The sequence below is a fragment of the Enterobacter sp. 118C5 genome (assembly GCF_034107645.1).
Taxonomy (GTDB): domain Bacteria; phylum Pseudomonadota; class Gammaproteobacteria; order Enterobacterales; family Enterobacteriaceae; genus Enterobacter; species Enterobacter nematophilus.
On sequence record NZ_JAWNEU010000016.1, the window covers coordinates 25,367 to 43,127 of the forward strand.

Consider the following 17,761-nt stretch of genomic DNA (forward strand, 5'->3'; position numbering starts at 1 on the left):
CTTAGTCGTGGCGCGGATCGAGCGCATCGCGCAGCCCATCGCCAAGTAAATTAAAGCCCTGCACGGCAAGGAAAATCGCCACGCCGGGGAAAACGGACATCCACGGCGCCTGCTCAAGAAAGCCTTTCGCGGTATTGAGCATGGACCCCCAGGACGGATTGGGCGGCTGCTGCCCCAGCCCTAAAAACGACAGGCTGGCTTCGGCAATAATCGCCGAGGCAATGGCCAGGGTGGCCTGAACCAGGATCGGCGACATCACGTTTGGCAGAACGTATTTAATGATGATCCAGCGATCCGGCAGGCCAATCGCCCGCGCGCCGTCGATGTACTCTTCGTTGCGAATGGCGATCACCTGCCCGCGCGTCAGGCGGGCGAAGATCGGCATCGCCGAAAGACCGATGGCGATCATCGCGTTGGTCAGGCTCGGGCCTAAAAATGCCCCCAGCGCGATCGCCATGATCAGGAACGGACAGGCCAGCAGCGCCTCGATAAAGCGCGAGATCACGCCGTCCCACATCTTCTGGAAGTAGCCCGCCACCAGCCCCAGCGGCACGCCGATGACCACCGCGATAACCACCGACATACAGCCCGCCATCAGCGAGGTTCGCGCTCCCCAGATAATGCGGGACAAAATGTCGCGCCCCAGCTCGTCGGTGCCGAACCAGTACATCGCCGACGGCGCTTTGCGCACCGCGAGGAAGTTGGCTTTAACCGGATCAAACGGGGCAATCCACGGCGCCAGCAGCGCCACCAGTACAAAGAAGCCCACCACCACGGCGCCAATCACCGCGCTTTTATTGGCGAGGAATTTCTTCAGCACCCGGTTCTGCGCGCGCGGCAGCGCGGGGGCTACGGTTTGCGTCGTCAGTTCCGCCATCGTTAACCTCGCATTTTCGGGTTGATAAGGACGTAAAGTACGTCGGCCAGCAGGTTGAGCAGCAGGAAGCCGATCGCCACGATCAGCACCACGCCCTGCACCACCGCGTAGTCACGGTTGAACACCGAATCGACGATCATCTTGCCAAAGCCCGGAATGGTGAACACCTGCTCGGTCAGCACCGCGCCGCCCAGCAGCTCGCCGAACAGCAGCGTGGTGAGGGTGATCACCGGCACCAGCGCGTTGCGAAACGCGTGCTTTAGAATGACCGCCTTCGGCAGCAGCCCCTTGGCGCGTGCGGTACGGATATAATCCGCTTTCAGTACCGCAATCATCGACGCGCGGGTATGGCGCATCAGCGTCGCCGCCAGCCCGGTTCCGAGCACGGATGCGGGCAGCAGCAGCGTGCGCAGGTTCTGAAGCGGATCTTCACTGAACGGCACGTAGCCGGACGCGGGCAGCCACTGCAGGTTCACCGAGAAGACCAGAATCAGCAGGATCCCCAGCCAGAAGTGGGGAATAGAGATCCCCGAGATCGCCACGAAGTTCGCCCCGTGATCGACCCAGCTGTTTTTGTTCACCGCCGCGACGATCCCCATGCTGATGCCAAACACCAGCGCGATAATCATCGCCAGCAGCGACAGCTCCAGCGTAACCGGCAGCTTGCTGGCGATAAGCTCGGTCACCGGTTCGTGCGTGCGCAAGGAGACGCCCAGATCGCCCTGCAGCGCCCGCGTCAGCCAGTGAAAATACTGCACCGGGATCGGCGCATCCAGGTTCAGCTCCGCGCGCAGCTGGGCGATCACCGCCGGATCGCGTTCTTCACCGGCCATCGCAATCAGCGGGTCGCCGGGCAGCAGCTTTTGCAGCCCGAAGACCATCATGCTCACCAGCAATAGCGTCGGGACGGCCAGCAGCAGACGTTTGCAAATCAGTTCCAGCATGGGTTCTCCTCAGGACGTTTATTTCGCCAGCGTCAAACCTGCCAGACGCACGATGCCGTCCGGGTAAGGCTTAAAGCCCTGCACGCGCTTGTTCAGGCCAAAAATGCGCGGCTCGAAGTAGAGGTAGGCAATCGGCATGTCGGTTTGCAGCTGCTTCACCACCTTGTCGTACAGCGGCTGGCGTGCGGCCTGGTCGGTGCTCTGGCGCGCCTGGGTCAGCCACTCGTCGACCTGCGCGTTGCTGTAGCGGCCGTCGTTGAGGGTGCCGTTGCTGTGGATAAAGCCGTAGATGCTGCCGTCCGGATCCGGACGACCCGACCAGCCGGAGAAGCTCAGCTGATAATCACCGCTCTGCTGGCGATCCAGCAGCGTGGCAAATTCGGTCATCTGCAGGTTCAGCGTGAAGCCGGCCTCGGCGACCATCGCCTGCAGCACCTGTCCCACCTGCTGCGAGGTTGGGTTGTTCGGCACCAGCAGGTTGACGGTCAGCGGCGCGGTGACGCCTGCCGCTTTGAGCAGCGCTTTGGCTTTATCAACGTCGCGCGGCGGAACCGGCAGATTCACGTGATACGGGCTCACCGTTGAAAACGCCTGGTTTGCCGGGGTGTAGAGGCCTTCGAAGACCACCTGGTTTAACGCCTCGCGGTCGATGGCCTGAGAAAACGCCTCGCGCACGCGGGCATCTTTGAACGGATCGTTCGCCGGAACCTTGCCGTTGTTAATATTGAAGGTGATCCCCTGATAGCCCAGGCCGGTGACCTTCGCCAGCGCCAGCCTGCTGTCGGCTTCGACGGTTTTGACGTCGCTGGCGGCGATGCCTTCGGTCAGGTCAAGATCGCCCGCGCGCAGGTTCGCTAGGCGCACGGAGGCATCCGGGATCGGCAGATAGATAACTTTGTCGAAGTGGTAGGCGCCTTTGTTCCAGTAGTTGTCGAAGCGGGTCAGAACGATGCGGTCCTGCGACACGCGGCTGTCGAATTTATACGGGCCGGAACAGACCGGATGGGCGGCAAAGTCCGGCTTTTTCGCCGCTTCGGGTGCCATCATCGCCCCCGCGCGGTCGGTAAGCTGCATCAGCAGCGCGGCGTCCGGGGTTTTCAGGTGCAGCGCAATCTGCATCGGGCCGGTGACCTCTACCGACTCCACGGAGGAGATCTCGCTTTTCCTCAGGGAGCCTTTGAGGGTCAGGGCGCGGTCGAGGTTGTATTTCGCGGCGGCGGCATCGAATTTCTCTCCGTCATGGAAGGTCACGCCTTCGCGGAGATCCATGGTCAGGGTTTTGCCGTCGGCGCTCCAGGCCCATGATTTCGCGAGACCCGGCACGACCTTCAGATGCTCGTCGACGTCCACCAGCCTGTCGCACAGGGAGGCAAACACGAAGCGGCCATAGTAGGTGCGCGCCAGGTGCGGGTCGAGCATGTCCGGGTCTGCCCCCAGGCCGATCCGCAGCACGCTTTCAGAATGGGCGGGCAGCGCCGCGCCAAGCAACATAACACTTCCCAGTACGGTCAAAAGAGAATTACGCATTGTCATTATCATGAGTTCCTTGAAGGAAGGGAGGAGTGAGTGGCCGCGTGTTCAAACAGCGCGCGGCGGCGCAGAAAGGCTGCGGATGGCGGTGCGATCTGGATAACGCTGCGATCGCGGTTAATGTCCTGCCAGCGGTGGCAGGCAACCTGACGCCCGCCGTCGAGCACCTGATTAATCGGCTCGACCTGGCGGCATTCGTCGGTGACGTACGGGCAGCGGGTGTGGAAGCGACAGCCCGACGGCGGGTTAGCCGGGTTCGGCAGATCCCCCTGCAGCAGCGGCGCGTCGCGCTCAACGCCCGGCTGCATCTGCGGCGCCGAGGCGATCAGCGCCTGGGTGTAAGGGTGCAGCGGGGCGTCAAAGATCTCATCGACGGTGGCAAGCTCGACGATTTGCCCAAGGTACATCACCGCCACGCGGTCGCTCATGTGGCGGATCACCGCCAGACCGTGGGCGACGATCACCATTGTTAGCCCCAACTGGTGCTTCAGGCTCTCCAGCAGATTAACCACCTGCGCCTGCACCGACACATCCAGCGCGGAAACCGGCTCGTCGCCCAGCAGCAGCTTTGGCCCGGAAGCCAGGGCGCGGGCAATGCCGATACGCTGGCGCTGCCCGCCGGAAAACTCGTGCGGATAGCGCCCGGCCCAGGCGGCAGGCAGGCCAACGGTCTTGAGCAACTCGGCAACGCGGTACTGACGATCCGCTTTCTTCATGTTCTGGTGCAGCCACAGCGGCTCACCGACGATCTGCTCCACCGTCATGCGCGGGTTGAGCGAGGCAAAAGGATCCTGAAAAATAATCTGCAGCTCGCGCCGGAGCTGGTTCAGACGGGCGCCTGTGGCGTGGGTAATTTCCTCCCCCTGATAAAACACGCGCCCTTCGCTGGCGGCCAGCAGACGCAGCAGCAGACGGCCGAGGGTGGATTTCCCGGAACCGGACTCGCCGACAATCGCCAGCGTTTCGCCCGGCATCACGGCAAGCGAAACGCGATCGACCGCCGTGACAAACCGGGCCGGGGAAAAGAGTTTTTTCGGGCCGGGGAAAAGCTTGCTGAGGACCCGGGCTTCAAGAATGGGCGTGGTCATGCGGTCTCTCCCAGAGCAATGTGGTGTTCGAGCGGCACGCGGAAGCAGGCGACCTGATGGCCCGCGCCGAGCGTGGTGAGCTGCGGTTTTTCATCGTGGCAGCGCGACTGCGCAAACGGGCAGCGCGTCGCGAAACGGCAGCCTTTCGGCATGGACTCCGGGAGCGGAACCGATCCGGGAATGGTGGAGAGCTGGCCTTTGCGTGCGCCCAGCGAAGGGATAGAGCCCATCAGGCCGATGGTGTACGGGTGCTGCGGGTCAGCGAATATCGCCTCCACGCTTCCCTGCTCCACCACCTGCCCGGCGTACATCACCGCCACCTGCTGGGCGACTTCGGCCACCACGCCCAAATCGTGGGTGATCATCAGCACCGCCGTGCCGGTCTCCTCTTTTAGGGTGTTCAGCAGGGTCAGGATTTGCGCCTGGATGGTGACGTCGAGCGCGGTGGTCGGTTCATCGGCAATCAGCAGTTTAGGGTGGTTGATCAGCGCCATGGCAATCATCACGCGCTGGCGCATGCCGCCGGAAAGCTGGTGCGGATACGCCTTGAGGCGCATCTCCGCCGCCGGGATCTGCACCTTCTCGAGGATCTGCAGCGCGACCTTCATCGCCTCCGGGCGCGTAACGTTCTGGTGGCGCATGACCGCTTCACTGAGCTGATCGCCTAACGTGAAGGCCGGATTGAGCGAGGTCATCGGCTCCTGAAAAATCATCGCCAGCTCGCTGCCACGCAGGTCGGCATATTCCCGCGGCGAGAGCTTGCGCAGGTCGTGGCGGCGAAACTGCATCTCGCCGCTGACGATCTGCGCGCTGGCGGGCAGTAACCCCATCAGCGCCAGTGAGGTGATACTTTTCCCGCAGCCGGACTCCCCCACCAGCGCCAGCGTTTCGCCCGCTTTGACCGTCAGGGAAATGCCGTCCAGGACGCTGACCGGCGAGCCGGAAAACTTAACGTTGAGATTATTCAGCCGGAGTACGGGCGTGGAGTCCTTAAACGGGATCGTCGTCATAGCGTGAAATCGTCCTCAAGGTGGATCGCCTGAATCAGGGCGTTTTGCAGGCTGAGCAGGTGTTCGCGCATGGCGGCCGCTGCTTCATTAGGCTGGCGATGGATAATCGCGGACATGATCTTGTGATGGTGGTCGTTGTAGCTGTCGACACGTTCGGGCGTGCGGGCTAATTCACGCAGATGCTGCCAGCCGGGTTCGCGCCGCACGGCATCAATGGCGTCAAACAGGCCGAGCATCAGGCGGTTGCCCGCCGCCTCGGCAATGGCGCGGTGAAAGGCGCTATCCCACAGTTCGTTGAGATCGCGGTCATCCGGGCTGACCTTGTCGATGCGTTCCAGCATGCGCTGCATGAGCGCGAGGTTTTCCCTGGTGGCACGCAGTGCCGCAAGCCGGGCTAAGCCGGGTTCGATCTGTATACGAGCTTCCATCACTTCCAGCAGATTGGTCTGCTGAACCAATCCCTGAAGGGCCAGCGGTTCAACCGGGGCAGCCGGACCAATAAAGGTGCCTTTGCCCTGTTTACGCCAGATCCGCCCTTCTTCTTCCAGCACGTCCAGCGCGCGACGCACTTCGCGTCGTCCTACGCCGAGTGTTTCCGACAGCTCACGTTCCGTGGGCAGCGGAGTGCCTGGTGTTGACTCATGCTGGTTGATTAGCCCGCGCAGCTGCTCAAGCGCGGTGCTGGAATTGGCCAGAAACCGTGACGGTTTTTCCATATTGGTTCGCTCACTATCATCATTATTTTCTTTTTATGAACGATAAGTTATTGATATGGCGTGCTACTTATCGTGCTAATGATTAAGCAATAAACAAACCAATTCTTTATTGGTTCGAAAAAGATTTGAAAAAGCGATAGTAAATGAAGGGGTTACAGCAACTTATTGTTACAGGTGCAGGCGGCATCCGGAGACGATAAAGGTGAGAAAAGAACATGAAATGCACAAAGTTAGTGCAAATATCGCACTACAATGGTGCTATTGTTAAATTTTTGCACTTAAAATGATAATGAATGGTTAACAAAAAGTAATAAATAAGGCGTACTCACATCTGAAAATGGCCCCCTTGCGAGGGCCGCCAAAGATTAAGGAACAGGCTGCCAAAGCGTCGCAGCCGCAGACGGTGCCCAGTCGGACTGAGACGTATGCCCCTGCACGCAGCGATACTGCGTGCCGTTATACGTGACGATTTCACCAGTCTTATAGCGCGTACCGACTTTCCACTCGCCTTCCGGCTCAGGCGTCACTGACCCCTCTTTCGTCGTGGCTTTGAACGGTGTACTGGCGAGAGACTGATGACCTTTGGCATTTTCGGCGATCACCTGGTAGCTCTAGGTTGTACCCGCGCGCAGGCCGCTGTCGAAGATCTGCGTTCCGCTTACGGTGAGTAACTCCGCGCCATCGCGCAGGACGTGGTATTTCACCGCTTTGTCTACCGCATTCCATTTTACCGTCAGGCTGTTTTCCGTGGAAGAAACCAGGGCCAGGCCAGTTGGCGCGTCCGGACGTCCCTCTTCGACCTGTACGGTTTCTACCTTAACCTCGTTGCTGCTTTCAGAGATATTGTTCGCTGCATCACGTGCTTTCACGCGGTAGTGGTACACCACCCCGCCGGTTTCAACCGCATTATCGATCCACTGGGTGTCCGTTGAAGACCCGACTTTTATGTCGTTACGGTAGATGTCATATCCCACTACGCCATGGTCATCGGTGGAGGGCTGCCAGGCGAGGGCGATCGTTAAGCCATTGCTCAGCACCTTCAGTTCTGTTGGCGCAGTTGGCGCGACGGTGTCCTGAGGGCGTTCAGGCGACATCAGGTCCGCGCGCTCTTTCATTTCATTGAAGTAGTCAACCTGCTGCGACATGGACAGCTGCTGATCGTTTGAACCCAACGTCCAGATAAAGAACCCGCCATAGCCGTTTTCCGCCTGCCAGCCCGCACGGTTTACGTTGTTCTGTCGGCTTTCAACAAAGCGACCTTCTGGCCCCCACTGGGAGTTGATGGTCTGACCGAGAACGATTTTGCTCTTATCACCCACCGCCCGGGCGTAGTTAGCCATCGCCACGTCATACTTAAAGCGCGGACCGGCGTCATAGGCCATGACGTTGAAGAAATCGAAAACGTTTTTCCCCTGCGTCAGCAGCGGCAGAACTTCGCCGTGGTGTGAAGAACGCTTCGGCTCAACGAAGGAGCAATTCTCGGTTACCGCGCTATCGTCGCAGTTCTCCGGGTCAGCGCCAACGTGATAGGTAGTCAGACTCAGCAGCTTTTTGCTTCCGGACGCATTGAGCTTATTACGAACCCGTTCAGCCAGATCCAGCAGGTTTGCATTTTCCTCTGGCGTGACGCGATCGGATTTTTCAAAGTCAAAATCGATGCCGTCAAGCTGAACGGTACCCGCCTTCTGGTAGTTCGCCATATTACATTTGCCTTCCCAGTTGGTGCTCAGGCATTCGCCGACCATCTCTTCAGGCTTCATGTTCTTTTTATACACCGGGAAGTTGGTGTTAAGCAGATTCACCAGATTCTGCGCCAGCGTTTCTCGCGTTTGCGCGTTATTCAGATAAGACCACATGGCGGAATACGTCTCACCGCCGAGCGCCAGCATCATTTTTTTCTCCGGGTGCGCCAGCTTCAACTGACTCCACACGACATAGGCTGGCGCATTAATGTACCAGGGATCATATTGTGGTACTGCAACAATATTATCGGAACTGGACAGCTTACCGCTTGCATCCCAGCCACCAAATGAAAGCAGGAGCGTATCCGCTTTCACCTCTTTCATATCCTCAACGGACTCTACCGAAACGCCCCAAGAGGTCAGATAAGTTACCGCTCTCGGTGCCTGCGCCGCGAAAGCCGACTGCGCCATTAATGCGCTACCAATTAACAGAGATAATGTAAGTTTTTTCATCAAAGTTCCTTATTGCTTTGTGATGATAGTCCTGTGGATTACCTCGCAAATTGTCTTTTTTTTTAGCGCTGAGATCGTTGGGGATAATAGAGTGGTGAATCAGGAAACCCTCCGCATTAAATAAGAAATATCTCTCGCATTTATAATAAATACTTCAACGACAGCCCGGGAAAATTCTCGCATCCTGTAAGACGCTTCTTTATTTAATTTTCCTATCTTCACCAATTAAAAAAGATGGCATACCTGTGTGCCTGCTCTTTTATCAGGGAAAATTCAGGAATTAATCACAACTATTATCTTACAAGGGACGCTCTCAATGAAATATGCAACAAACGTGATGCGAAAACAGGGTGGTTTCACCCTGCTTGAATTGCTGGTCGTGCTGATGATTATTGCGCTGCTGGCAGGATTTGTCGGGCCAAAAGTCTTCTCAAATGTTGACTCGGCTAAGGAGAAGACCGCCATGCGCCAGATGCGCTCGCTTGCTGAGGCACTAGGGCAATATCGCCTCGACACCGGCAGTTATCCAAGTGAAACACAAGGTCTGAAAGCGCTGACTGAAAAGCCTTCCAACGCGCAAAACTGGAATGGCCCTTATCTCAGCCAGCATGTGCCGTTAGACCCGTGGGGCAATCCGTACCAGTGGCATAACCCCGCCCGGACAAAAGACGCCATTAATGAAGTCGAAATAACCTCCGGCGGTAAAGACGGTAAGCCTGTGACTTACGGGTTCTGAATATGCTGCGCCTGTCCTTATATTCGCTGTTTATCTTCAGCGTATTTTCCTGCCGGGCCGATTGCTGGCAGCTGGCGGGAGAACGTTACGGCATTGAGCCAGAGCTATTACAGGCGATAGCGATAGTGGAATCCAACGGTAATACCCGGGCCATCAATAAAAATCGTGATGGCTCACTGGATGTCGGTCTGATGCAGATCAATAGCATTCACTTCGATGCGCTGCGTAAATTTCGTATTAGTCAAAAAGATCTGCTAACCGACCCTTGCCAAAGTGTCATGACCGGCGCCTGGATCCTGGCAGGTCAAATCCAGCGCTTTGGTTATACCTGGGACGCGGTGGGGGCGTATAACGCCGGAACGGCAAATACCCCCCAGCGCCGCGCGCTTCGTCAACAATACATAAGAAAAGTGGCTCCGCATTATGCCCGCCTTAAAAGGCAGAGCCATACACTGTCGCCAAAATGAAACCATATATCGTCACCATCCTCCAGGGGGGGAAACGCGTCAATCAGACCGTGCTTGCCGCGTCGCCTGACGATGCCAGCGCCCGCATTATCGCCGGCGGCGGCATCGTTTTGCAGGTACAGGAACGCCCCGCCCGCAAGGAGAAACGCTTTCCACTGAATCTGTTCCTGCAGGAGCTTATCGCGCTGCTGGAGGCCGGGCTGGTCGTGGTCGAGGCCGTTGAAGCGCTGCGCGAAAGCAGCCGCGACGGTGGCACCTCGCTGGTTCTGGATACGCTGGTTAAAAAGCTCTACGAAGGAGCACAGCTATCCCAGGCGATGATGGCGCTACCAGCACTGTTTCCGCCTCTGCTGATTAACACCGTTGCCTCTTCTGAGCAAACCGGACACTTACCCGAAGCGCTAAAGCGTTTTCAGTTTTACGAATCAAGAATGGAAATTCTGCGCAAGCGGATTAAATCGACCCTGCTCTATCCGACGATTGTCATTGCCGCCGGCGGGATAATTCTGTTCTTTCTGCTCGGCTTTATTATTCCGCGTTTTTCCGTGGTGTTTGACGGGATGAAGAACCCGTCCGCCAGCGCACAGCTTATCCTCTGGTGGGGACGCCTGACGCAGACCCACGGCTCGCTGCTGCTGGCCGGCTGTGCGGCAGCTGTCGCAGGCGTGGTGATGGCGGTGCGTAGCCCGCGCCTGCGCCAGCACGCGCTCGGTTTGTTGCTGCGCATTCCCGCCTTACGCCAGCAGCATCAGCTTTCTGTTCTGGTGCGTTTTTACCGCACGCTGGGCCTGCTGTTACAGGGCGGCCTTCCCGCGCCAGATGCGTTAATGCTGAGCCGGGAGATCCTGCCCGCCACGCATCGTCAGCAGGTTGAACAGGTTATCCGCGACGTCGCCGCCGGCGAGTCGCTCTCCCGCATGCTGGAAGCGCAACGGATGACGACCCCTGTCGCCAGCCGTCTGCTGCAGGTCGGCGAGCGCAGCGGCGAACTGCCTGCCATGTGCGAGCGGATCGCCGCTTTTTATGATGAATCGCTGGAACGCGCGATTGAAACCTTTAGCAAAATTTTTGAACCGATTCTGATGATGGTCGTTGGCGGCATCGTTGGGCTCGTCGTGTTTTTACTGTACATGCCCATTTTTGAACTGGCAGGAGGATTGCAATAATGTCTCACTCACCGTCTGTAGAACCCCTTTTCGACCTGCCAGACGAGCAGCGCTGTCGGGCGCTGGCGGAACTGCTGGACAGTTTCCCCGGCGCGTTAGAAGAAGCCGCTGGTTCCCTGGGGCTCACGCCGCTCTCATCCACACAGCTCGCCGACAGCGAAGAGGATTTCGAAGCCGTGCCGCTGACCGAATCGCTCAGTCAGCGGGCATTGCCGCTGCGCGTTAACGGTCGGCTCCACGTTGCGCTGGGCGATCCGTTTTCACTAGCGCTGCGCCAGTGGGCCTATAACGTGAATGCGCTCCCCGCGCTCGCCCCGCTCTCTCAGCTCAACGCCCGCCTTGATGAACTGGCAAAACAGCAGCGCACGCTCGATCAGCTGGAGCAGCAGCAGAGTGAAGAGAATAAAGAGGCCCGGTGGCTGGAGATCACCCCAGCGGCCATCGCCAGTGAACCCCACGCCGTCATTAAGCTGGTTAACGCCACGCTGTTTGATGCCCTGCAAAGCCGGGCCAGCGATATTCATCTTTGCGCCGTCGCGGATGGTCTGATGGTGAAGTACCGCATCGATGGGGTTCTGCACAGCATTCGCCACTGCGCCGGGCTTCAGCAGGCGGAACAGGTGATCTCCCGTCTCAAGGTATTAAGCTGCATGGACATATCCGAACGCCGCACGCCTCAGGACGGGCGCTTCAAGGCGTTAATTCTCCAGCGTCCCGTCGATTTTCGCGTGTCCATCATGCCGGGCGTCTACGGCGAGGACGCCGTACTGCGCGTGCTGGATAAATCTCACGATCAAAACCTGCGCCTGGAGACGCTCGGCTTTGATGAGCACACGCTGGGCGCGATTCGCCAGTTAACCCATCTGCCCCACGGCATGGTGCTCGTCACCGGGCCAACGGGGAGCGGGAAATCCACCACCCTCTATTCAGCACTCAGCGAACTCAACAGCGGTGAATGCAAAATTATCACCATTGAAGATCCCGTGGAGTACCAGCTCAACAGCGTGCTGCAAATTCCGGTCAACGATAAAAAAGGTCTCACCTTCGCCCGCGGCCTGCGCGCCATTTTGCGTCACGACCCGGATATCATCCTGGTGGGTGAGATCCGCGACGGTGAAACCGCCGGCATTGCCGTGCAGGCGGCGCTCACCGGCCACGTGGTGCTCTCCTCGGTTCACGCCAATGACGTCTTTAGCGTACTGGAACGTTTTTTATATATGCAGGTAGAGCCCGCCAGCCTGATCACCGCCCTTAACGGCGTCGTGGCGCAGCGGCTGGTGCGCCAGATTTGCCCGGACTGTATTGATGACACCACGCCCACGGATGACCTTCTCGCGGCGTGGCAATCCGGACCGCTGCAGCAGCTCACGCCCCGCTGGCGTCGAGGGCGAGGCTGCGATACCTGCCGCGACAGCGGCTTTCGCGGCAGGCTGGCGCTGGCGGAAGTGCTGCATTTCAGCGATGCGATGAAAGAGGCAATGCTGGCGCGATCGCCCCGGCGCAAGCTAAAGGAAGTGGCGCTGAATGACGGTTTTGTTCCGCTCTCGACCATCGCGCTGCGCGCCGTGGTCGAAGGCAAAACCACCTGGGAGGAGGTGAACCGTGTTATCACTCACTAACACCTGGCAGTGCGACATCTGGCCTCATGCCGTGCGGCTGCGCCGCAACAGCGTTGTTCTCGCCACCCGTGAACGCCAGCCAGATGAACCTCTTGAAGCCGCGCTCGAAACGCTGCTGCGCCTGCGCCCTTCCGTCTTACCGTGGCGTGACGCGGTGGAGTTTCACCTCGATACCGACGATCTGACGTTTTTAATTCAGCCCTGGCATGACGGCGTGACCACACCTCAGGAGCTGCTCCAGCTCGCCCGACAGCAGGCGGTTCTTCGCGCGAGTCCGCCCGTCGACTGGCAGGTGCGCTTCGAGACCCTTAGCTGGCAGCAGTCGGCGCTGGCCGCGTGCCTGAAGCAACCTTGCTGGCACCTGCTTGCCGCGCTGGCGCGTCGGGAGCGGCTGCGTTTTCGCGGCGTTGTTACGCCGTTTCAAAAGCTGTTGAGCCACTTCGCCAGCGCACTGCCGGAAAACGGCCTGTTTGTGGCGATGAGTCCCCACCATAGCCGGATTGCCAGCCGTCAGCACCACAGCTGGCGCGACGTCTGGACGCTCACCCTGCCACAGCAGGAGATGGACGCTCAGCTGCGGGTTATCGCCCGGCTAAGCGGATTGCAGGACTGTCCTGGCTACGTCATTCATACCGACGGTGAGCATCACCAGGAAGTCGCGCTACAGGAGAGTCCTCATGACACCGCTGTTTACGCGTAGCTCCCCGTGGGCCGCACGCACGCTGTTGTTAACCGGACTCCTCTGTTTACCGCTCACCGGTGCCGTGGTGTATGGCCTGTTTGAGCACCAGCGCCTTGAGCTGGAGACGTCGCAGGTAGAGCAGCAGCTCGCCCAACGGCAGCAGGTGCTGCGCCAGCTGCGTGAAGCAGAGCAGCGCCGGTTGCGCCACGCTCGGCAACTGCAGGCCGTCCCGCCGGCCATAAAGCTGCTGGACAACATCGGCAGCGTACTGACGCCTGATATTGCGCTCCAGAGCATTGACGTCATTGCCAGTAAAGGCGACGCGCGGCTTACGGTAAATGCAGGCAGTCTTGACGCCCTGCTCGCCTTTAGCGAGCGGCTACAGCAGTTGCCCGCACATGTGGTGCTGGAGAACCACCGCCAGTCGGCCCAGGGAGATCCCGCCTGGCCGATTAACGCGGTACTCGACGTTAAGGTGACGACGGAGGAGCACCATGCGGCTTCAGAATAAACCCGCCGTGCTGCGCTGGCAGGCGGCGTTATTTGCCGGACGCATCGGAACGGTCCCGCTCGTGCTCGCCGGGCTGCCCGCAGGGCTGCTGCTGTTATGGCTTGGCGGCGTGCGGCCGCATACCGTTCATTTGCAGGAGAACCTTGCCCGGATCCAGACGCAGCTACAAACCGCGCTGCCGCTGGATAAACAGCAGCCGGAGCTGCAAAACCGCATCAGCCTCGGAGAATATCAGCAGGTCAGGCTCATTTTTGAGCAGCTCAGGAGCCGGGGGATGAAGGTCGACGCCAGCCGCTATCAGCTGGAAAACGACGACGGTAAAACCGCGCTACGGCTGGATATTCCGCTGCGCGGGGAATATCTGCCGCTGATGGAGGCCCTGGAAACGCTAAGCCGCACGCTGCCGTTACGCATTGAGCAGCTAAGCCTGCGGCGCGCCGGGCCATCGGAAAGCCAGCTCAGCGCCACCGTGCAGCTTCGTCTTTTGAAGGAGTCGCCATGAAACTGCCGCGCTATTTACAGCTGGCGCTGGTGCTGACCGCCGGTGCTGTGTTCTGGAGCCAGTTTGCCGATGACGAGATATCGCAAGCGCCGCCTGAGGCGCAGCCGGTCTCACGCTCGCGCCCCGCGCCAGCAAAGCTGGAGACGGCTCACGCAACGCGCGTCGATCTCTTTTCAACCCCACACAGCAGGGGGCAGGACGCAGCAGAAAAGCCGCCGGAGAACGATCGGCCTGAAGAGGCGGCACCAGCCGCACCGCCGCTACCGCTACAGCTCCTCGGCGCCTGGTGGGACAACCGTCAGAGGATCGTTGTGCTGACGGATGGCAAAGAGACCTGGCCGGTCTGCGAGCGCTGCAGGGCGGACGGCAGGATCTGGATCGGCAGCTCGCCGGTCAACAACTGGATTTTAAAAGCGGTGGCGAACGACCACCTCCTGTTTGAATGGCAGCCCACCCATAGCCAGCAGCGGCTGGAACTGGATGAGCTGCAATCGGAACCGATACATTAATCATGAAAAAAACAATTGCTCTCACTTTTTTGTTGTCATGCGCGCTACTGAGCGGCTGTGCACAACGTGCGGCGCCTCCGGTCCGGGAATCAGTGACCGCCTCGCCGCAGGTGCTGGTTAAGCGGCTGAAGGAGATAGACCAGCAGCGCATCGCCAGCCCGCAGGATATTGCGCTTCGCGCCGAGCAGGCTGACATCAGCAAAAAGCTGGTAAATGACTATCTGAAAAACGCCGATCTCGCGGTGCGTCAGAACAACTACACCCTGGCGACGCAAATGTGGCGCGATGCGCTTACCTATGAGCCCGGTAACCTGCGCGCCCTGCAGGGGTTACGCAAACTTGATGCCCGTCGGGCGCTGGACGCGTTGTATAAGGATGCGGTGGCTAACAGCACCCGCGACCCGGCGCGCGCGCTGCACAAAATCCAGCAGGTGCTGGAAGAAGATCCCAACTGGCCCCAGGCGCGCGCCCTGCGCGATCACCTGATGCGTGAGGTGTCGCGGATCAACCAGCCGGAGCAGCGTCTGAACCGGGAGCTGCAAAAAACGATAGCGCTTAATTTTCGCGAGCACAGCCTGATGGCCATCTTTAACACCATCAGCCAGATGACCGGGGTCAATATCATCTTCGACAAAGATATTTCCTCCAGCACCACCGGGAGCCTGATAGCCAAACGCACCACTGCGGAAGATGCCATCAACGTGCTGCTGTTGTCGAATAACCTGCGGAAAAAAGTGCTGAACAGCAATACGTTGCTGATCTACCCCGCCACCGCGCAAAAAGAGAAGATCTATCGCGACGTGGTCGTCAAAACCATCTTCCTGGGCTACGCGAAAGCGAAAGAGGTCAACGTCGCCCTGCGCAATATGGTCAAGCTGAAGGATGTGCACGTTGATGAGCGGACCAACTCCGTTACCCTGCGCGGGCCAAAAGAGAGCGTGGAAAAAGCGGAGCGCCTGTTAGTGACGCTCGACCGGCCTGAAGCGGAAGTCACGCTGGCCGTCGAGGTGCTGGAAGTGAATACCAACGATCTTGAAGCGCTTGGCATGAAGCTGCCGCAAACCATCAGCGCGGGTTTTGCAAAGCCTAAAGAAGGGGAATTAGAGGGAAGTGGAATTCCGGTGGGTGATATCTCATCCAAAAATCTCATGGTCAATATCGACAACATGACCGTTGATCTGAAAAAAGTGCTGAGCAACGCCAGAGTACTGGCCAACCCACGAATTCGTGTGAAAAACAATAAAAAAGCGCTGGTTGATATCGGTGAAACCATCCCGGTGTTGACCACCACCACCAATGAAGGCGTCACGCAACAAAAAGTGGATTATCAGGATGTCGGCCTGAAACTGGAAGTCACGCCGGAAGTCAGTATGGACGATAACATCTCGATGGAGGTGAAGTTCACGCTCAGCAGCCTGGGCAATGCTGAACCGGGTGAAAAAGGGACTAAGTATTACCGTACCAATAAACGCGAAGCCAATACCACGCTCAGCAGTATGAATGGCGAAACCCAAATGCTGGCAGGGCTGATTAAACAGGCAGAGAGCGATGAAAAAAGTGGCACGCCACTTTTAAGCGAGATCCCTGGGTTGGGTCGTCTGTTTAGCCGTAAGGAAGATAAGAAAGCGCGCACGGAGGTCGTGCTGTTAATTACGCCGACCATTGAACGCAACCTCGATTTACCGGGAAGCCACGTCAGTACCATTGAGATGGGCAGCGACGATTTAACGGGCGACAGCATTCAGCTGCGCGACCTGCAGCGCGAGGAACCTGGCAGCGGGTTTACCGCACCGGCGCTTGCGCCACCGGCCCATTTCCCTGACCGGGCGGCCACGCTGCCGCCACCGATCCTCGATGAGTCAGAGACGGAAAACGGAGCATCGTAATGCAGCGCCAGCGCGGTTTTACCTTGATTGAGATGATCGTCACGCTGGCGCTACTTGCCACGCTTGCCGCTGCCGCTGCGCCGATGATGCGTAACTATCACCAGCGGCAGCAGGAGACGCAGCTACGCGAGTCGCTGCGCACGCTGCGCGATGCCATTGACCGTTATCACCAGGCAAGCGTGGACGGCATCATTGAGAAAAAAACCAGCGAATCGGGATATCCGCCGTCGCTAAAAAGCCTGGTGGAAGGCGTCCGGGATAAGACATCGCCCACTGGCGCGATGATCTACTTCCTGCGCCATATTCCGCGCGATCCGATGTGCGATTGCGAGGGAAAAAATGATGAAGAGACCTGGCGGTTACGCGCATCCACGCAGCCACCCGGCGATTTCAGCGGCGGAGGGAAAGACGTGTTTGATGTTAGTAGTACCAGTACGGCCAGCGGCCTGAATGGAGTGCCCTATGCGCAATGGTGAAAAAGGTTTTACGCTCATCGAGCTGCTGGTGGTGATGGCAATCATCGCGACATTGATGACCCTTGTCGCTCCACGTTTTTTCCAGCACGCGGACAGAGCCAAAGAGGTGGTGCGCGAGCATAACCTGCATGCGCTGCGCAGCGCGATCGATCACTACCGCCGCGATCGCCTGGCGGGGCCATACAGCCTGGAGGATCTGATCGAAGCCGGTTATCTGCACCAGATGCCGCTGGATCCGATCACCAACCGCCGCGATATCTGGGAGGCGAAGACCGATGACGAAGGGCAAATTATTGACGTCGAGACGCCCCCTAAACCCGGGCAGGATCATCCCGATGCGTTCGATTAAAGGACAGGAAGGTTTTACCTATCTGCTGCTGCTGATTGCGCTCTCCACGCTGGCGTTGTCGCTGCTGAAAAGCCGCGACGAGGTGCAGATGCGTTATCAGGCGCAGCAGGAGGCTGAGCTTATATTTCGCGGCGATCAAATCCGCGCGGCGATACTAGCCTACCGCGGCAACGGTGATGGCTGTTTTCCGGTGCGTTTCGAACAGCTGCTTATTGATAAACGCGGGCGAAAACCGCTTTATCACCTGCGCCAGCACTACGCCGACCCGCTAACCGGGAGTAAAAACTGGGGCATGATCCTCGATCCTCAGGGGCGCTGGATTGGCGTGCGCAGCCTCGGAAAAGGGACGCCACGGAAAAAAATCGGCTTTCGCCACGATCCAAAACAGTTTGCCAAAGCGAAAACGTATTACGACTGGAAATTTCAGGTAGAGAGCGATCCGCAGGCCCCGCTGCCTGCGGCCTGTGGCCGCTGACGAAATAATAAGGTATTAGCCGC

The 17,761-nt window shown here is 58.7% G+C and carries 20 protein-coding genes; 12 read left to right on the forward strand and 8 right to left on the reverse strand.

Annotation, left to right across the window (positions count from 1 at the left end):
* Nucleotide 1: 1 nt before the first annotated feature.
* From UTO39_RS19565 to UTO39_RS19600, 8 genes are all read right to left on the reverse strand, one after another.
* The gene (locus UTO39_RS19565; RefSeq protein ID WP_048957588.1) at nucleotides 2–877 is read right to left on the reverse strand and encodes an ABC transporter permease; all 876 of its coding nucleotides are present in this window, start codon (nucleotides 875–877) and stop codon (nucleotides 2–4) included.
* A 2-nt stretch (nucleotides 878–879) separates the two neighbouring features.
* Nucleotides 880–1,821 (reverse strand): ABC transporter permease, encoded by a 942-nt coding sequence (locus UTO39_RS19570; RefSeq protein ID WP_061099113.1) that lies wholly within the window; start codon nucleotides 1,819–1,821, stop codon nucleotides 880–882.
* Nucleotides 1,822–1,839: 18 nt separating this feature from the next.
* Complete coding sequence (locus UTO39_RS19575; RefSeq protein WP_320727857.1) at nucleotides 1,840–3,354, reverse strand: ABC transporter substrate-binding protein; 1,515 nt, start codon at nucleotides 3,352–3,354, stop codon at nucleotides 1,840–1,842.
* A gap of 2 nt (nucleotides 3,355–3,356) precedes the next feature.
* On the reverse strand, nucleotides 3,357–4,439 hold the full coding sequence (locus UTO39_RS19580; protein ID WP_320727858.1) for an oligopeptide/dipeptide ABC transporter ATP-binding protein: 1,083 nt from the start codon (nucleotides 4,437–4,439) through the stop codon (nucleotides 3,357–3,359).
* Nucleotides 4,436–5,449 (reverse strand): ABC transporter ATP-binding protein, encoded by a 1,014-nt coding sequence (locus UTO39_RS19585; RefSeq protein WP_047367562.1) that lies wholly within the window; start codon nucleotides 5,447–5,449, stop codon nucleotides 4,436–4,438. The genes UTO39_RS19580 and UTO39_RS19585 overlap by 4 nt, the downstream gene beginning before the upstream one ends.
* Nucleotides 5,446–6,165, reverse strand: coding sequence for a FadR/GntR family transcriptional regulator (locus UTO39_RS19590; RefSeq protein WP_028012064.1), 720 nt, complete (start codon nucleotides 6,163–6,165; stop codon nucleotides 5,446–5,448). The genes UTO39_RS19585 and UTO39_RS19590 overlap by 4 nt, the downstream gene beginning before the upstream one ends.
* Nucleotides 6,166–6,530: 365 nt before the next feature.
* On the reverse strand, nucleotides 6,531–6,767 hold the full coding sequence (locus UTO39_RS19595) for a carbohydrate-binding protein (RefSeq protein ID WP_320727859.1): 237 nt from the start codon (nucleotides 6,765–6,767) through the stop codon (nucleotides 6,531–6,533).
* A gap of 9 nt (nucleotides 6,768–6,776) precedes the next feature.
* On the reverse strand, nucleotides 6,777–8,360 hold the full coding sequence (locus UTO39_RS19600) for a glycoside hydrolase family 18 protein (RefSeq protein WP_320727860.1): 1,584 nt from the start codon (nucleotides 8,358–8,360) through the stop codon (nucleotides 6,777–6,779).
* A 316-nt stretch (nucleotides 8,361–8,676) separates the two neighbouring features.
* Between UTO39_RS19600 and gspG the strand changes: the two genes are divergently transcribed.
* The 12 genes from gspG to UTO39_RS19660 all read left to right on the forward strand — a co-directional run bounded on the left by gspG (nucleotide 8,677) and on the right by UTO39_RS19660 (nucleotide 17,738).
* Complete coding sequence (gspG, locus tag UTO39_RS19605; protein ID WP_045259779.1) at nucleotides 8,677–9,096, forward strand: type II secretion system major pseudopilin GspG; 420 nt, start codon at nucleotides 8,677–8,679, stop codon at nucleotides 9,094–9,096.
* Between the two features lie 2 nt (nucleotides 9,097–9,098).
* Nucleotides 9,099–9,563, forward strand: coding sequence for a lytic transglycosylase domain-containing protein (locus UTO39_RS19610; RefSeq protein ID WP_320727861.1), 465 nt, complete (start codon nucleotides 9,099–9,101; stop codon nucleotides 9,561–9,563).
* Nucleotides 9,560–10,729, forward strand: a complete 1,170-nt coding sequence (locus UTO39_RS19615; protein WP_320727862.1) for a type II secretion system F family protein — start codon at nucleotides 9,560–9,562, stop codon at nucleotides 10,727–10,729. Before UTO39_RS19610 ends, UTO39_RS19615 begins: the two co-directional genes overlap by 4 nt.
* The gene (locus tag UTO39_RS19620; protein ID WP_320727863.1) at nucleotides 10,729–12,348 is read left to right on the forward strand and encodes a GspE/PulE family protein; all 1,620 of its coding nucleotides are present in this window, start codon (nucleotides 10,729–10,731) and stop codon (nucleotides 12,346–12,348) included. The genes UTO39_RS19615 and UTO39_RS19620 overlap by 1 nt, the downstream gene beginning before the upstream one ends.
* Complete coding sequence (locus tag UTO39_RS19625; protein WP_320727864.1) at nucleotides 12,332–13,048, forward strand: hypothetical protein; 717 nt, start codon at nucleotides 12,332–12,334, stop codon at nucleotides 13,046–13,048. Before UTO39_RS19620 ends, UTO39_RS19625 begins: the two co-directional genes overlap by 17 nt.
* Nucleotides 13,026–13,541 carry a hypothetical protein gene (locus UTO39_RS19630; RefSeq protein ID WP_320727865.1) on the forward strand — a complete coding sequence of 172 codons (516 nt, stop codon included), beginning with the start codon at nucleotides 13,026–13,028 and terminating at the stop codon, nucleotides 13,539–13,541. Before UTO39_RS19625 ends, UTO39_RS19630 begins: the two co-directional genes overlap by 23 nt.
* Nucleotides 13,525–14,043, forward strand: a complete 519-nt coding sequence (locus UTO39_RS19635) for a hypothetical protein (protein ID WP_320727866.1) — start codon at nucleotides 13,525–13,527, stop codon at nucleotides 14,041–14,043. The genes UTO39_RS19630 and UTO39_RS19635 overlap by 17 nt, the downstream gene beginning before the upstream one ends.
* Nucleotides 14,040–14,552 carry a hypothetical protein gene (locus UTO39_RS19640; RefSeq protein ID WP_320727867.1) on the forward strand — a complete coding sequence of 171 codons (513 nt, stop codon included), beginning with the start codon at nucleotides 14,040–14,042 and terminating at the stop codon, nucleotides 14,550–14,552. The genes UTO39_RS19635 and UTO39_RS19640 overlap by 4 nt, the downstream gene beginning before the upstream one ends.
* Nucleotides 14,553–14,644: 92 nt before the next feature.
* Nucleotides 14,645–16,438: a secretin N-terminal domain-containing protein gene (locus tag UTO39_RS19645; protein ID WP_320727868.1), complete on the forward strand. Its 1,794-nt coding sequence runs from the start codon at nucleotides 14,645–14,647 to the stop codon at nucleotides 16,436–16,438.
* Nucleotides 16,438–16,914, forward strand: a complete 477-nt coding sequence (locus UTO39_RS19650) for a type II secretion system protein (RefSeq protein ID WP_320727869.1) — start codon at nucleotides 16,438–16,440, stop codon at nucleotides 16,912–16,914. Before UTO39_RS19645 ends, UTO39_RS19650 begins: the two co-directional genes overlap by 1 nt.
* On the forward strand, nucleotides 16,901–17,263 hold the full coding sequence (locus tag UTO39_RS19655; protein ID WP_320727870.1) for a prepilin-type N-terminal cleavage/methylation domain-containing protein: 363 nt from the start codon (nucleotides 16,901–16,903) through the stop codon (nucleotides 17,261–17,263). Before UTO39_RS19650 ends, UTO39_RS19655 begins: the two co-directional genes overlap by 14 nt.
* On the forward strand, nucleotides 17,250–17,738 hold the full coding sequence (locus UTO39_RS19660) for a hypothetical protein (RefSeq protein ID WP_320727871.1): 489 nt from the start codon (nucleotides 17,250–17,252) through the stop codon (nucleotides 17,736–17,738). The genes UTO39_RS19655 and UTO39_RS19660 overlap by 14 nt, the downstream gene beginning before the upstream one ends.
* Nucleotides 17,739–17,761 lie beyond the last annotated feature (23 nt).

Coding starts and splice junctions, on each gene's coding strand:
- UTO39_RS19565 (WP_048957588.1), bottom strand. CDS start 877: ATGGCGGAACTGACGACGCAAACCGTAGCCCCCGCGCTGCCGCGCGCG.
- UTO39_RS19570 (WP_061099113.1), bottom strand. CDS start 1,821: ATGCTGGAACTGATTTGCAAACGTCTGCTGCTGGCCGTCCCGACGCTA.
- UTO39_RS19575 (WP_320727857.1), bottom strand. CDS start 3,354: ATGACAATGCGTAATTCTCTTTTGACCGTACTGGGAAGTGTTATGTTG.
- UTO39_RS19580 (WP_320727858.1), bottom strand. CDS start 4,439: ATGACCACGCCCATTCTTGAAGCCCGGGTCCTCAGCAAGCTTTTCCCC.
- UTO39_RS19585 (WP_047367562.1), bottom strand. CDS start 5,449: ATGACGACGATCCCGTTTAAGGACTCCACGCCCGTACTCCGGCTGAAT.
- UTO39_RS19590 (WP_028012064.1), bottom strand. CDS start 6,165: ATGGAAAAACCGTCACGGTTTCTGGCCAATTCCAGCACCGCGCTTGAG.
- UTO39_RS19600 (WP_320727860.1), bottom strand. CDS start 8,360: ATGAAAAAACTTACATTATCTCTGTTAATTGGTAGCGCATTAATGGCG.
- gspG (WP_045259779.1), top strand. CDS start 8,677: ATGAAATATGCAACAAACGTGATGCGAAAACAGGGTGGTTTCACCCTG.
- UTO39_RS19610 (WP_320727861.1), top strand. CDS start 9,099: ATGCTGCGCCTGTCCTTATATTCGCTGTTTATCTTCAGCGTATTTTCC.
- UTO39_RS19615 (WP_320727862.1), top strand. CDS start 9,560: ATGAAACCATATATCGTCACCATCCTCCAGGGGGGGAAACGCGTCAAT.
- UTO39_RS19620 (WP_320727863.1), top strand. CDS start 10,729: ATGTCTCACTCACCGTCTGTAGAACCCCTTTTCGACCTGCCAGACGAG.
- UTO39_RS19630 (WP_320727865.1), top strand. CDS start 13,026: ATGACACCGCTGTTTACGCGTAGCTCCCCGTGGGCCGCACGCACGCTG.
- UTO39_RS19635 (WP_320727866.1), top strand. CDS start 13,525: ATGCGGCTTCAGAATAAACCCGCCGTGCTGCGCTGGCAGGCGGCGTTA.
- UTO39_RS19640 (WP_320727867.1), top strand. CDS start 14,040: ATGAAACTGCCGCGCTATTTACAGCTGGCGCTGGTGCTGACCGCCGGT.
- UTO39_RS19650 (WP_320727869.1), top strand. CDS start 16,438: ATGCAGCGCCAGCGCGGTTTTACCTTGATTGAGATGATCGTCACGCTG.
- UTO39_RS19655 (WP_320727870.1), top strand. CDS start 16,901: ATGCGCAATGGTGAAAAAGGTTTTACGCTCATCGAGCTGCTGGTGGTG.
- UTO39_RS19660 (WP_320727871.1), top strand. CDS start 17,250: ATGCGTTCGATTAAAGGACAGGAAGGTTTTACCTATCTGCTGCTGCTG.